This window comes from Pseudomonas shiyinii, from assembly GCF_056725765.1.
In genome coordinates this window covers 867,523-880,116 of sequence record NZ_CM161522.1, presented here as the reverse complement: position 1 = coordinate 880,116, position 12,594 = coordinate 867,523, and the positions used below count along the sequence as shown (strand labels likewise).

Sequence of the window (12,594 nt, the reverse complement as noted above, 5' to 3'; positions counted from 1 at the left end):
TGTTCATCGTTGCGCCGGCTGCTCCAGTGCCTTGCGCAGCTGATCCATGGCCTGCAGGTTGCTCTTGCGCACCGCTTCCACGAACCCGGCATAGGGCACATCGGTGATGGCTACCAGGCCAAGGTGCCCGTTCTCGCCGTCCAGCAGGCGGCCGGTGGCCGGCTGATCGAGGTACTGGAACCAGTGCGCCCCGACGATCATCGGCTGGGCCAGGGCCGCTTTGAGGAAGTTGCCGTAGGCAGGCCCACGGTCCTCTTCGCGGGCGACTTCCAGCGGCCCTGGCCAGAACGGCCCACGGTCACGGGAACCGAACTGGAACTCCGACACCAGCACCGGCTTGTCCAGCTCGGCCAGGCGGGCGAAGTCGTAGCCATCTTCAGGCTTGAGGGTATAGAAGTTGAAGCTCAGCACGTCGCAGAACTCGGCGCAGGCCTTGACCGCCTCCGGTGTGCTGACCGCGTAACGGCCACCCAACAGCAGGTGGTTGGGGGCGTGCCATTTCAAGGCATCGGAAATGGTCTTGAAGTAGGTCTGGGCGAATACCTGCTGGAAATGCTGGTAGTCACGCTCGATTTCAGGGTGCTCGGGGCTGGGCAATGGCGCTTCGAAGCCTGGGTCCTCCATCAGTTCCCATGCCTGCAGGTCGATCCCCCAGGCCTTGGACAGCCCTTGCTGGTTGCGGTACTTGTCGCGCAACTGCTTGAGGAAGGCGCGTTTGGCAGGTACGTCGGTGGTCAGGCGCAGGGTGCCGTAGGCCAGGCCGTAGCGCGCCTTGGGGTCATCACCGGGCGCGGCCCAGGCCAGTTCGTTGTCGGCGAAGTAGCCGATCAGCCAAGGGTCGTCACGGTGATCACGGGCGGCAATAGCCACGGCGCGCTCGGTGGCCATGGCGAAACGCGGATCGAACGGGTCGGGCATGCGCCCCCACCAATCCATGCCGGTACTGATGCTGGTGTAGTCGCCGACGATCGACAGCGGCAAGGTGTAGGGCACCCGCCGGGCCTGCCCCAGGGCCGGGTCGCTCCAGTTGCCCAGGGTATTGAAACCCCACGCCTGCAGGCGGTCCAGGGCGTGCCCCTGCCACCGGGCTGCATCCAGCGCCGCTGGCGGGCAGGCGGGCGCTGGCTGGCCCTGGGGGCTTGCCGGGCACGGCTGGCCGTAGGTGCGCTGCAGGTTCGCGGCATAGAAGTCGAACCAGCGGCCCTGCTTGAAGTTGCGCCCCTGGGACGAAGCATTGCCATCGTCGTTGTTGCCCTGGCCGTAGAAGGCAGCCAGTGGCTCGCCCTCGCCCGGTAAGGCCTTGAACATGCCCTCGCGGCCTTGCACATAGGTTCGCCCACCGTCGGCGGCCACGGCATTGACACCCAGCGAATAGAAAGGATGGCCATCCGGGGTGACCAGGTACCAGCGACCGTCGCGCTTCTCGGTGCGGAAGAAGCCCTTGGCGTCGAATGCAGGCCCGGCCAGCAGGCCGCCATAGGCATCCAGCTTGAATTTGCCACGCTCGGCGAGCCAGCCCTTGAGCTGTTGTTGCTCACGGCTGTCGGCAGCCTTGAGCTGTTCGTCGCGGGTGATTTTTTCCGGCCAGCGCCCTCGCGTCGACTGGCCATAGGCATCGAGCAAGCCTTCGTAGGCGGCCTTGAACGCCTGGTCGTCATCCTGGATGCCGACCTTCTCGATGAGCAGGCTCTGGGCGACCTTGGGGTCGGGAATGCTCAGGCTGACGGCAACCACCTGCTTGAGGTCGATGTCCCCGGCGCTGCTGGCCAGCAACAGGCGCTGCCCTTCGTATACCCATGGCATGGGCGGCCCTGCACGCATGCCCTGGCTCAACGGCGCGCGCGCCTGCAGCGGCACCATCACCGTCTGCGCAGGCCCCGCGGGCAGGTCGACCCGGCTGGTCAGGGTGCGCCCGTCGCTGCTCTGTACCGTGACATCCACCGTCAAGGCCCAGTCCATGGCGCTTTGCAGGCGCAAGGTCAGTGCTTGGCCAGCAGACCAGTCCCAGGCGCCACTTTGCGGGCTCAGGCGCAGGGTCGGCCGTTGCACGGGGTCGAACACCACACGCCGCAGCACCTCGCCCTCGGCGGTCTGCTCGGCGTTGTACTGCGGCATACGGGCATCGACGGTGGTCACGTTGACCACGGAGGCCGGGCGCACGAAGCTGAACAACGTCTGCTGCCCAGCCAGCAAGGGCGGGCTGAGCAACAGGGCAAACACGGCAGGCAGGGTACGGCGGATCATAGGGTTGCAGCTCTCCTTCAGGGCACTGGGGCCCGCGACAGGTCATAGACAACGGGACCGGAGCTTCGTGCTCCGCCCGTCAGGAAATCTCTCGCCGGAACGGCGGCAGCGCATTGAGGATAGCCTTGCCGTAGCGCTGGGTGACCAGGCGGCGGTCAAGCAAAGTGATGACGCCACGGTCCTGCTCGGTCCGCAGCAGTCGGCCGCAGGCCTGGATCAGGCGAAGCGAGGCGTCGGGCACGGCGATCTCCATGAACGGATTGCCACCACGGGCCTCGATCCACTCGGCCAGTGCTGCTTCGACCGGGTCGTCCGGCACGGCGAAGGGGATCTTGGCGATCACCACGTGCTCGCAATACGCGCCTGGGAGGTCGACCCCTTCGGCGAAGCTGGCCAGGCCGAACAGCACGCTGTGCTGGCCATCGTCCACCCGCGCCTTGTGCTTGTTCAGGGTTTCCTGCTTGGACAGGTTGCCCTGGATCAGCACCAGCTTGCGCCAGTCCCGGTCCAGGCCGTCGAAGACGTCCTGCATCTGCTTGCGCGAAGAGAACAGTACCAACGCACCGCGGGCCTCCTCGAGCATCTTCGGCAGTTCACGGATGATCGCCGCGGTGTGGCCCGGTACATCCCGTGGGTCGGCCCCCAGGTCAGGGACCCGCAGCAGCCCGGCGTCGCCATGAACAAAGGGGCTGGGCACTACACAGGTGACCGCGTCGCGAGGCAGCCCCGAACGCATGCGGAACCGGTCGAACTTGCCCAGTGCGGTCAGGGTCGCAGATGTCACCAGGGCGCCATGGGCCACGTTCCACAGGCTGCGCCGGAGCATCTCGGCCGCCAGGATGGGGCTGGCATTGACTTCGATATCGAACAGCGCACCGCTCTCGGCCAGGGTGAGCCAGCGGGCCATGGGCGGGCTGTCTTCCGGGTCTTCGGCGGTGAAGGCAGTCCACAGTTCCCAGTTGCCTTGGGCACGGGTCACCAGGCTGCCGAACAGCGGATACCATTCTTCGGCCTGGTGGCTGGCGATACCGATGTTGACCTCGCCATCCATGCCCTCCTTGAGCAGATCGGCCAAACGGGTGAACAGGTCGTTGAGACGGGCGAAGCCTTTCTTCAACTCGATGCCGACCTCGCGGATCTGCTCCGGCACCACGCCACCTTCGAAGCGGTAGCGAGGGCGCTCGCGGCCCTCCATGTCCTCGCCGGGGCGGAAGTCCGCCACCTGCTCGCACAGGGTGAACATGAACTGCTGCTGGGTGCGTACCTCCCGCGCCAGCTCCGGCACCTGTTCGATCAGCTTGCCCAGGTCGCCGGGCAACGGGTGCTGGGCCAGCAGCTTGGTCAGGTTCTTGGCCGTCTGCTCCAGCCAGTCGGCGGTGGAGCGCAGGCGCGAATAATGGGCGAAATGGCCGATGGCCTTGTCGGGCAAGTGGTGGCCTTCGTCGAAGACGTACATAGTGTCGCGCGGGTCGGGCAACACAGCCCCACCGCCCAGCGCCAGGTCGGCCAGAACCATGTCGTGGTTGGTGACGATGACGTCGACCTTGCCCATGCCCTCGCGGGCCTTGTAGAACACGCACTGCTGGAAGTTCGGGCAATGCCGGCCGGTGCATTGGCTGTGGTCAGTGGTCAGGCGAGCCCAGTCCTGGTCTTCCAGCGCCTCGGGCCAGCTGTCACGGTCGCCGTCCCAGCGGTTGCCGGCGAGCTTTTCGATCATGCTGTTGAACAGCTTCTGGCTCTTTTCATCGACTTCGATGCGAAAGCCCTCTTCCTCGAAGAGCTGGGCGGTGGCCGACTGGGCGTGGCCTTCCTGCAGCAGGATGTCGAGCTTGGACAGGCACAGGTAGCGTCCGCGGCCCTTGGCCAGGGCGAAGCTGAAGTTCAGGCCGCTGCTGCGCATGAGGTCGGGCAGGTCCTTGAAGACGATCTGCTCCTGCAGGGCGACGGTGGCGGTAGCGATCACCAGGCGCTTGCCGGCTGCCTTGGCGGCCGGGATGGCAGCCAGGCTGTAGGCGACCGTCTTGCCGGTACCGGTACCGGCTTCCACCGCGACCACGGCGGGCTCACCGGCACGGCGCCCTTCGTCGTCACAGGCGATGTCGCCGAGGACCTTGGCCACTTCGGCGATCATCAGGCGCTGGCCGTAGCGGGGCTTGAGGCTCTTGGCTTCGAGAAAACGCGAATAGGCGCCCTGGATGGTGGCTTTGAGTTCGTTGCTGATCATGGTCTGCAGGCGCCCGGAGGGCTGGATGAATTTTCAGTGTTTCGCATGGGCCGGCTATCATACCCCGCTATCGACCTTTATGCCCCATGGAGAACCATATGCTTGCCTTTGCCCTGCCCTACACACTGCACGTCCTGGCAGCCCTGGTCTGGGTCGGCGGCATGTTCTTCGCCTGGCTGGTGCTGCGCCCGGCAACGGTCGCAGCGCTGGAAGGGCCGGCACGGCTGAAACTGTGGGTGGAAGTTTTCCGACGCTTCTTCGGATGGGTCTGGCTGGCAGTGGCGGTCCTGGCGATCAGTGGTATCGGGATGTTGCACATGCGGTTCAACGGCTTCGAGACGGCGCCCCGCTATATCCAGGTGATGATCGGCGGGGCGATCGTCATGTTTGCGTTGTTCATGCGGGTCCAGGCGCTCTTGCTGCCGGAACTGCGGGCGGCGGTGCAGGCCCAGGACTGGGCAGCGGGGGCGTCGGTGCTGGGGCGGATTCGACGGATGGTCGGGGTCAACCTGCTGGTGGGGGTTCTGGTAGTGGCGGTGGCGAGTTCGCGGGTCCTGGTTTGAGGGAATCGGCAAGATCCTGGTGACGGAGTGACTGCCCAGGCCCTATCGCGGGACAAGCCCGCTCCCACAGAGCTGGCCGCCCCCTGAGAAGTTGCCCCCACCAAACCTTGGGGCAGCCCCTGTAGGAGCGGGCTTGCCCCGCGATTGCGGCCTGAGGGCAAACACCTTCTTATAACCGCTGCAGAATCAGCTCTCCGGCAGCCCCAGCCAACCCTGGCTGCCCAGCGACGCCAGGCCGACCATCGGCCCCCGCCTCGGTGCGGTAGACCAGGCACCCTTTGCTGCTGCCGCCCAACCCGGCCTTGCCGGCAGCCCCTGGTTTACCGGGCGCGCCACCCTCCAGGCGAACCTCGATACGCGCCTGCGGGAAGCCCGCCGGCACGGCCAGGCGGATCCGGCCGCCCGAGGCACCGTCGTGCCCGTCGCCCCCATCGTCGCCATCCGCGCCACGGCCCGCCTGGCCCCAGGTGCAACCACCGGCCTTGCCATTGGCGCCATCGAGCCCGACATAGCCCGGCGCCCCTGCCCCGCCTCGGGCGTCGATGGACAACCGCTCGGCCTGCAGGCCGTTCAGGCGCAGGTCCAGGTCACGCCCCGGCCGGGCGGCCCGTTCGTAGGTACCCGGCGCTCCGGTGGCAGTGATTTCGCTTCCCTGCCCCAGCACGGCGGCGCCGGCCTCGATCCGCAAGGGCTTCTCGGCGGGGGTGACGGCGATCCGCGCATCGCGTCCCAGCACCAGGTGGTCGACTTTCAATTCGGTCAGTGTCGCCGGTAACAACAAGGTCGCCGAGTCCGCCACCTGCAGCCGTTCCAGGTGCACGCTGCCCGTCTTGTTCGGCAGGCGCAGCACCGAGTGGGCGGCAACCTCCAGGCTCTGGGCCTGGGCCAGGGGGCTGGCCAGCGCCAGCCAAAGCATCAACTTACGCATGGCGGGGCGCCTCCAGGGGCTTGGGAATGGACATCACATGGAAAATGCCGGTCAGCAGGATCTGCAAGCGATCGAACCAGCGATGGCTGCGCCCGCGCAGGCTGCCGTTGAAAAACAACACCTCCAGGCAATGCAGCCCCAGCAGGACGATGCCCGCAGCATTGATCAGCAAATTGAACGGCAGTGGCTGGGGCATGAACAGATTCACCAGCACCACCCACCAGAACACCACCGTCAGGGCCTTGCCCAGGCCCAGGATGAATTTCATGCCCCCGCCCCCTGTCTTGTTGTTATGGCTGCGGCCCGTTCGGGCAGGCCGCTGGCCAACAGTAAACCCATGCCAGGATAGGCGCCAGAGGTGTCAGTTCAGGTGCAGCTCCACCCGCCGGTTGCGTGCCTGGCCTTCGTCGGTGTCGTTGTCGGCCACAGGCTCCGCCTCCCCACGCCCTTGGCTGGTCACCTTGGCTGGGGCCAGGCCCTGGCTGATTAGGTATTCGGCAACGCTGCTGGCACGGCGTTCGGACAGCGCCTGGTTGTAGCTGTCCGAGCCGACGCTGTCGGTGTGGCCGATGACCTTGACGCTGATCACCGACGGGTCGTTGAGCTTGGGCAACAGGCTTTGCAGACGCTGCTGGGCGCCAGCGGTCAGCTCGGCGGAGTCGAAGGCGAACAGGACCTGCCCCTGGTCGTCGAGGGTGATCACCTCAGGCGCCGGCGCTGGTGCCTCGGCCTTGGCGGGCGGGTACTGCGGCAATGGGCAACCCATATGGTCGACCCGGGTATCGGCCGGCGTGTCCGGGCAGCGGTCGCGGCGGTCGAACACACCATCGCCATCCTCGTCGCCGTCCTGGGCATAGCAGATCAAGCCACCGGCGATCGCACCGGCAGCGCCGGCTCCAGCCGCCCAGGCGGAACTCTCGATGGCGCCCAGGCCACCGCCGACCAACCCGCCCAGCAGGCTGCACAGCGGCCAGGTTCGTTGATTGAGGGGCGCGCTGCCATCGCTGTGGGTGGCACACCCGCCCAGCAAGCTCGTGGCCACCAGCAGCGGCAATGCCGCTTTCGACATGACACCCATGATGAATGCTCCTGTGTCACCGGCCGCGGCCGGTCACTCGAATTGGGACGCGCCCATGCCACTGCTCAAGGCATGGGCGCAGGCCGTCAGCGCTGGATCTTGATCTCGGTACGACGGTTCATGGCACGGCCATCGGCGGTCGCATTGTCGGCTACCGGCTGGGTTTCGCCAGCACCTACCACCGAGACGAAGCTGCTGCGCGGTACGCCGCTTTCGACCAGGTAGTCGGTCACCGAGTGGGCACGGCGCTCGGACAGTTTCTGGTTGTAGCTGTCGGAGCCGACGCTGTCGGTATGCCCGGTCACGCTCAGGCGGGCGCTCGGCGCTTCCTGTTTCAGGCGCGTGGCGATGGTGTTCAGGCGCTCCTTGTCGGCTGCGGTCAGACGTGCGGAGTCGAATTCGAAGTGCACGTCACGGATAACGATGACTTCTTCCTTCTGCACCACCACTTCCTCGACCACCGGGGCCGGCTCTGGCGGACAGCCATTGGCGTCGACCTGCACCCCGGGTGGGGTACCCGGGCACTTGTCGCGGCTGTCCGGCACGCCGTCGCCATCCTCGTCGCCATCGCCATGGGCCCAGCAGTAGCCCGCCGCCAGGCCACCACCCAGCAACGCGCCCCACCCAGCCCAGCTGGAGCTCTCGATGGCGCCCAGGGCAGCGCCGCCCACACCCCCGACGGCAGCACACTTCGGCCAGTCGGTTTTTTGCAAACCTGCACATCCAGTCAACACACTGGTGAGCAGGACCAGGGGTATCGCTGTGCGTACTATGCTCATCTTGTTGCTTCTCCTAGGGGGAATCGGCATAAGACCGATCCTTCGGAGTAAAGACCGCGCATTCCCTCTCTGCCAGCAATAAGCCATGCCTCTTTGCCGACCGCCCCGGGCCCGCTAGTCTAGGGCTCACCTGAACGAGGATTGGCAATGACCGACGGTTTCTCCCAGCGCACCCCGCAGCAGGCCCTCGCCGCCCTGCTCGAGCGCTTCACGCCCCAGCGCCTGTTGCTGGTGGGCACGCGTTTTCCGGCCCTGGAGGCATTTGCCCAGGCCCACCCCGAGGTGCACATCGAAACGGCCGCGCCAGGTCCGCTGCCGCCCCAGGCCGCCGCCCAGCGTTTCGACCTCGCGGTCCTGGTGGACTGCCTCGAACACCTGCCCAAGCGCACCGGCCTGGAGCTGCTCGGCGGCATCCGCAACCTCAATGCCAGCCGGGTCGCCGTGCTGGCGGACCTGCAGGCCTGCGGCTGGCACGACACCGACTTCTTCGCCCTGGCGCTGTCAGCCAGCGAGAAATTCCGCCGCGACGACCAAGTGCTGAGCCTGTTCACCTATGATCTACATGACTACAAGCAGGTCCCGGACTGGCTCAACGCCAAGTTCTGGGCCAACCCTGAAAACTTCGGCAAGTATTGGTGGTGATGCAATGAGTGTCTCGGTCTGCCCCTGCGGCAGCGGCAACCTGCTTGACGCGTGCTGTGGGCATTATCATGCCGGCACGCCGGCCCCCGACGCCCAGACGCTGATGCGCTCGCGCTACAGCGCCTATGTGCTTGGCCTGGTGGACTACCTGGTGGCAACCACCCTGCCCGCTCAGCAGGCGGGCCTGGATCGCGAGGCCATTGCAGCGTGGAGCGCCCAGAGTACCTGGCTGGGCCTGGAGGTGGAGCACGCCGAGGTGCTCGGCGGCCAGCCCGAGCATGCCTTCGTCAGCTTCACCGCCCGTTGGCACGACCAGCAAGGCGACCACCAGCACCATGAACGCTCCGCCTTCGTCCAGCACGACGGCCGTTGGTACTTCATCGACCCGACCGTAGGCCTGAAGGCCGGCCGCAACGACCCCTGCCCCTGCGCCAGCGGGCAGAAATTCAAGAAATGCTGCGCCAGTTACATCGGTAGCTGACCATGATCCCCTCGGCCCGCCTGCTCCTGCTCACCCTTTCATTGGCACTGCTGGCGGGCTGTGCCGGCTGGGGCGGCGACAGCTGGCGCCAACCGCAGATTCAGCTGGTCAAGGTCGAGACCGTCAAGGCCCGCCTGCACCAGCAGGAGTTCGTGCTCCACCTGCGGGTGGACAACCCCAACGACAGCCGCCTGTTCATTCGCAACCTGGCCTACTCGGTGAAACTCAACGAACTGCTGCTGGCCCAGGACGAGGCCAGCCTCTGGCGCAGTGTCGGCGGCCATGCCACGCGCACCTTCAAGATCACCGCGCGGACCAACCTGTGGCAGCACCTCAAGCCGCTGGCCAAGCTGCTCAAGAGCGAACAACCCCTGCATTACCGCCTGCAGGGTGAACTGAACACCGGGCTGATCGTCCACCGGGACCTGCACTTGTCGCACAGTGGTGAGATAATCCCCGGCGATCTTCAACCGGAGTAACCCCGCAATGACCCAGCAACCCCATGTCCATGGCCCCGACTGCAACCACGGTCACGACCACCATGACCACGACCACGGCCATGTGCACGGCCCGCACTGCAACCACGGCCACCAGGAGCCGGTGCGCAACGCCCTGAAGGACGTCGGCCGCAACGACCCTTGCCCATGCGGCAGCCAGAAGAAATTCAAGAAGTGCCACGGGGCCTGATGTGTTGAGCGCTTGAGATTGAATGCTGACTGGCAGTGCAGGCCTTGAGGCATGTGGTGTCAGTGAGATCGCGCGCCGCCCGCGCGGCGCATCGCGAGCTGCGCTCGCTCCTACGTTCGTTTACGGCCAGTAACGCCTGTGACAGATGCGCGCGACCGCCTGGTTGGTATGACACGATATCGCGCCGTACACCAAGGCGTCCGCGCGAAAATCGCACAGGATGGACTGGCCCGAAACAAACGTAGGAGCGAGCGCAGCTCGCGATGCGCCGCGCGGGCGGCGCGCGATCCGTGCCCTTCGAAACCCTCGAGCCAGCCCCCCCACCGCCATGCTACCTTAGCGCCTTTGAACCCCCGCCACGCCTAGCAGGAGCCTCGTCATGGCCGCCGCCGTCCTTCCTCCCTTCCGCCCTCGGTTCGGTACTGCCGCCGCGTTGTTCGGCATGCTCGGCCTTGCCGGCTGCCAGACGGGCGGCTACCAGGACAGCGTCCCTCCGACCACCGGCGTGCAACCGCTCAAGGGCCTGGCGCAGAACGTCTCGGTGCGCCGCAACGCCATGGGCGCGCCACTGATCGAAAGCAGCAGCTTCCATGACGCGCTGTTCAGCCTGGGCTATATCCATGCCGGTGACCGCATCGAACAGATGGTCGCCATGCGCTTGCTCGCACAGGGCCGCCTGGCCGAGCTGGCAGGCCCCGAGGCGCTGGACATCGACCGTTTGATGCGCGCCGCCAACCTCAAGCAAAGCGCCGGGCAGCTGTATGCCGATGCCTCGCCGCGCCTGAAGCGCTTCTTCGAGGTATACGCCCGCGGGGTCAATGCCTACCTGTTCCGCTATCGCGACCGGCTGCCGGCACAGCTCGCCCGCAGCGGCTACCGCCCGGAGTACTGGAAGCCCGAGGACTCGGCATTGGTGTTCAGCCTCTATGCCTTCAGCCAATCGGTGAACCTCCAGGAAGAGCTCGCCGCCCTGGCCCTGGCGCAAAAGGTCGGCACCGACAAGCTGGCCTGGCTGCTGCCAGGCGCGCCGGACGAACCGCTGGCCGAAGCCGAGCTGGACAAACTCAAGGGCCTGAACCTGGCGAGCCAGCTGCCGGGCCTGGATGCCCTGGCCAGTGCAAGCCAGAAACTCGCCGACCTGGGCCTGCTCGGCACCCCGGGCTCGGCCAACCTGGCCCTGGGCCCACAGCGCAGTCGCAGCGGCAAGAGCCTGTTGGCCAGCGACAGCCGCGCCAACTGGGCCCTGGCCCCCGTGCAGATCCATACCAGCAAGTACCAGGTCGCCGGCCTGTCGCTGCCAGGCCTGCCTATCGTACTGGCCGGCTACAACGGCAAACTGGCCTGGAGCAGCAGCGCGGTCATGGCCGACAACCAGGACCTGTACCTGGAACAACTGCGCCGCCAAGGCAACCAGATGAGCTACCTGGCCGATGGCAAATGGCAGCCGGCGCGGGCTCGCAGCGAGACCTTCTTCATACGTGGCCAGCGCCCGCAGCGCGAAGTGATGTACGACACTCGCCACGGCACCCTGCTCAGCCAGCCGGCCAACACCGGCCTGGGCCTTGCCCTGAACCTGCCGCAGCTCAAGGGTGACGCCAGCCTGGATGCCTTGTTCAACCTGACCCGTGCGCCGTCGGTGGAGCGCGCCTTCGACACCACCCGCGAAGTCGGTGCCGCAGCGCTGAACTTCGTTTTCGCCGAACCCCAGCACATCGGCTGGCAGGTCAGCGGCCGCTACCCCAACCGCCGTGAAGGCCAAGGCCTGCTGCCCTCGCCAGGCTGGGACGGGCGCTACGACTGGGACGGCTTTGCCGACCCGATGCTCCACCCTTACGACCAGGACCCTACCGCCGGCTGGATAGGCCACGCCAACCAGCGCAGCCTACCCCGTGGCTACGGCATGCAGTTGTCCAACACCTGGTACTACCCCGAGCGCGCCGAGCGCCTGGCCCAGCTGGCGGGCAACGGTCGTCATGACAGCCGCAGCCTGATGGCCTTGCAGAATGACCAAGTCACCCTACTGGCGGACAAACTCAAGCAGATGTTCGACGCGCCGGGCATGGCCCAGTCCCTGGCCCAGGCCATCGATGCGCTGCCCGCCGCCCAGCGTACCCAGGCTCGCGAGGCCTTGGCGACGCTCAAGGCATTCGATGGCCGCCTGAGCCCGGTCTCAGCCGATGCCGCGCTGTACCAACTGTTCCTCCAGGCCGTAGCGCGCCAGACCTTCCTCGACGAACTCGGCCCGGAATCCAGCCCGGCCTGGCAGGCGTTCGTCGGCAATGCGCGCCTGTCCTACTCAGCCCAGGCCGACCATCTGCTCGGGCGCGAAGACAGCCCGTTCTGGGATGATCGCAGCACGGCGCAAACAGAAGACAAGCCCACCATCCTCGCCCGCAGCCTGGCGGCAGCGATGGAAGCCGGCAACACGCAACTGGGGCCTGACCGTCGCGCCTGGCAATGGGGCCGGTTGCACCAGTACCGCTGGCCGGCACCGGCCTACCATGGGCTGGGCGATGCCATCAGCCGGGGGCCCATGGCTGCAGGCGGCGACTTCAGCACCCTGGCCCTGACGCCCTATGCCTGGGGCAGCAGCTTCGACACCAGCCTGCCGGCCTCGGCACGCATGATCGTCGACTTCGGCCAGGCCGAACCGCTGCAGGTGCTGACCAGCAACGGCCAGTCCGGCAACCCGGCCAGCCGCCACTTCAGCGATGGCCTGGACGCCTGGTTCAAGGGCCGCTTCATGAGCCTGCCCCTGCAACAGCAGAACTTCTCCGGCGCCTATGGCAGCCAACGCCTCACCCTGGTGCCTGGTCGCTGAGGCCCGCCTCCCCCGCTCGCAAGACCTGCGGATGGCCCACATGGGCTGCCCGCAGTTGTTTCGAACTTCCCGCCAAGGAGGCTGCGCAACCGTCGAAGTTATGCTTCTATCTTTGTGCCGACTGTTATCGCAGACCGTTTTCGCCAC

General features: G+C 66.5%; 12 protein-coding genes. 6 read left to right on the top strand and 6 right to left on the bottom strand.

Annotated features, from left to right (window positions below; genetic code table 11):
* Positions 1–3: 3 nt before the first annotated feature.
* Both ACXHGZ_RS04200 and dinG read right to left on the bottom strand, forming a co-directional pair.
* A complete protein-coding gene (locus ACXHGZ_RS04200; protein ID WP_480462542.1) occupies positions 4–2,244 on the bottom strand; it encodes a beta-galactosidase in 2,241 nt (746 codons plus the stop codon).
* A 79-nt stretch (positions 2,245–2,323) separates the two neighbouring features.
* Positions 2,324–4,468, bottom strand: coding sequence for an ATP-dependent DNA helicase DinG (dinG, locus tag ACXHGZ_RS04195; RefSeq protein ID WP_324813312.1), 2,145 nt, complete (start codon positions 4,466–4,468; stop codon positions 2,324–2,326).
* 98 nt (positions 4,469–4,566) lie between these two features.
* Between dinG and ACXHGZ_RS04190 the strand changes: the two genes are divergently transcribed.
* The gene (locus ACXHGZ_RS04190) at positions 4,567–5,031 is read left to right on the top strand and encodes a CopD family protein (RefSeq protein ID WP_480462541.1); all 465 of its coding nucleotides are present in this window, start codon (positions 4,567–4,569) and stop codon (positions 5,029–5,031) included.
* Positions 5,032–5,200: 169 nt separating this feature from the next.
* On the opposite strand, the gene ACXHGZ_RS04185 is transcribed toward ACXHGZ_RS04190, so the two are convergent.
* The 4 genes from ACXHGZ_RS04185 to ACXHGZ_RS04170 form a co-directional block, all read right to left on the bottom strand.
* Positions 5,201–5,959, bottom strand: a complete 759-nt coding sequence (locus tag ACXHGZ_RS04185) for a collagen-like protein (RefSeq protein WP_480462539.1) — start codon at positions 5,957–5,959, stop codon at positions 5,201–5,203.
* On the bottom strand, positions 5,952–6,227 hold the full coding sequence (locus ACXHGZ_RS04180; protein WP_084856067.1) for a DUF1145 domain-containing protein: 276 nt from the start codon (positions 6,225–6,227) through the stop codon (positions 5,952–5,954). The genes ACXHGZ_RS04185 and ACXHGZ_RS04180 overlap by 8 nt, the downstream gene beginning before the upstream one ends.
* A gap of 93 nt (positions 6,228–6,320) precedes the next feature.
* Positions 6,321–7,037 (bottom strand): PA1041 family peptidoglycan-binding anchor lipoprotein, encoded by a 717-nt coding sequence (locus ACXHGZ_RS04175; protein WP_480462538.1) that lies wholly within the window; start codon positions 7,035–7,037, stop codon positions 6,321–6,323.
* Between the two features lie 86 nt (positions 7,038–7,123).
* Positions 7,124–7,816: a PA1041 family peptidoglycan-binding anchor lipoprotein gene (locus ACXHGZ_RS04170; RefSeq protein ID WP_224458178.1), complete on the bottom strand. Its 693-nt coding sequence runs from the start codon at positions 7,814–7,816 to the stop codon at positions 7,124–7,126.
* Between the two features lie 147 nt (positions 7,817–7,963).
* Between ACXHGZ_RS04170 and ACXHGZ_RS04165 the strand changes: the two genes are divergently transcribed.
* The 5 genes from ACXHGZ_RS04165 to ACXHGZ_RS04145 all read left to right on the top strand — a co-directional run bounded on the left by ACXHGZ_RS04165 (position 7,964) and on the right by ACXHGZ_RS04145 (position 12,447).
* A complete protein-coding gene (locus ACXHGZ_RS04165) occupies positions 7,964–8,458 on the top strand; it encodes a DUF6231 family protein (protein ID WP_368829686.1) in 495 nt (164 codons plus the stop codon).
* A gap of 4 nt (positions 8,459–8,462) precedes the next feature.
* Complete coding sequence (locus ACXHGZ_RS04160; protein WP_480462537.1) at positions 8,463–8,939, top strand: YchJ family protein; 477 nt, start codon at positions 8,463–8,465, stop codon at positions 8,937–8,939.
* A 2-nt stretch (positions 8,940–8,941) separates the two neighbouring features.
* A complete protein-coding gene (locus tag ACXHGZ_RS04155; RefSeq protein ID WP_480462535.1) occupies positions 8,942–9,418 on the top strand; it encodes an LEA/WHy family protein in 477 nt (158 codons plus the stop codon).
* Positions 9,419–9,425: 7 nt separating this feature from the next.
* Positions 9,426–9,626 carry an SEC-C metal-binding domain-containing protein gene (locus ACXHGZ_RS04150; protein WP_023379046.1) on the top strand — a complete coding sequence of 67 codons (201 nt, stop codon included), beginning with the start codon at positions 9,426–9,428 and terminating at the stop codon, positions 9,624–9,626.
* A gap of 379 nt (positions 9,627–10,005) precedes the next feature.
* The gene (locus tag ACXHGZ_RS04145) at positions 10,006–12,447 is read left to right on the top strand and encodes a penicillin acylase family protein (protein ID WP_480462533.1); all 2,442 of its coding nucleotides are present in this window, start codon (positions 10,006–10,008) and stop codon (positions 12,445–12,447) included.
* Positions 12,448–12,594: the final 147 nt, after the last annotated feature.

What these genes read in the sequence shown, in the direction of transcription:
- ACXHGZ_RS04200 (WP_480462542.1), bottom strand. Translation starts at nt 2,244, where the DNA reads ATGATCCGCCGTACCCTGCCTGCCGTGTTTGCCCTGTTGCTCAGCCCG.
- dinG (WP_324813312.1), bottom strand. Translation starts at nt 4,468, where the DNA reads ATGATCAGCAACGAACTCAAAGCCACCATCCAGGGCGCCTATTCGCGT.
- ACXHGZ_RS04190 (WP_480462541.1), top strand. Translation starts at nt 4,567, where the DNA reads ATGCTTGCCTTTGCCCTGCCCTACACACTGCACGTCCTGGCAGCCCTG.
- ACXHGZ_RS04185 (WP_480462539.1), bottom strand. Translation starts at nt 5,959, where the DNA reads ATGCGTAAGTTGATGCTTTGGCTGGCGCTGGCCAGCCCCCTGGCCCAG.
- ACXHGZ_RS04180 (WP_084856067.1), bottom strand. Translation starts at nt 6,227, where the DNA reads ATGAAATTCATCCTGGGCCTGGGCAAGGCCCTGACGGTGGTGTTCTGG.
- ACXHGZ_RS04175 (WP_480462538.1), bottom strand. Translation starts at nt 7,037, where the DNA reads ATGGGTGTCATGTCGAAAGCGGCATTGCCGCTGCTGGTGGCCACGAGC.
- ACXHGZ_RS04170 (WP_224458178.1), bottom strand. Translation starts at nt 7,816, where the DNA reads ATGAGCATAGTACGCACAGCGATACCCCTGGTCCTGCTCACCAGTGTG.
- ACXHGZ_RS04165 (WP_368829686.1), top strand. Translation starts at nt 7,964, where the DNA reads ATGACCGACGGTTTCTCCCAGCGCACCCCGCAGCAGGCCCTCGCCGCC.
- ACXHGZ_RS04160 (WP_480462537.1), top strand. Translation starts at nt 8,463, where the DNA reads ATGAGTGTCTCGGTCTGCCCCTGCGGCAGCGGCAACCTGCTTGACGCG.
- ACXHGZ_RS04155 (WP_480462535.1), top strand. Translation starts at nt 8,942, where the DNA reads ATGATCCCCTCGGCCCGCCTGCTCCTGCTCACCCTTTCATTGGCACTG.
- ACXHGZ_RS04150 (WP_023379046.1), top strand. Translation starts at nt 9,426, where the DNA reads ATGACCCAGCAACCCCATGTCCATGGCCCCGACTGCAACCACGGTCAC.
- ACXHGZ_RS04145 (WP_480462533.1), top strand. Translation starts at nt 10,006, where the DNA reads ATGGCCGCCGCCGTCCTTCCTCCCTTCCGCCCTCGGTTCGGTACTGCC.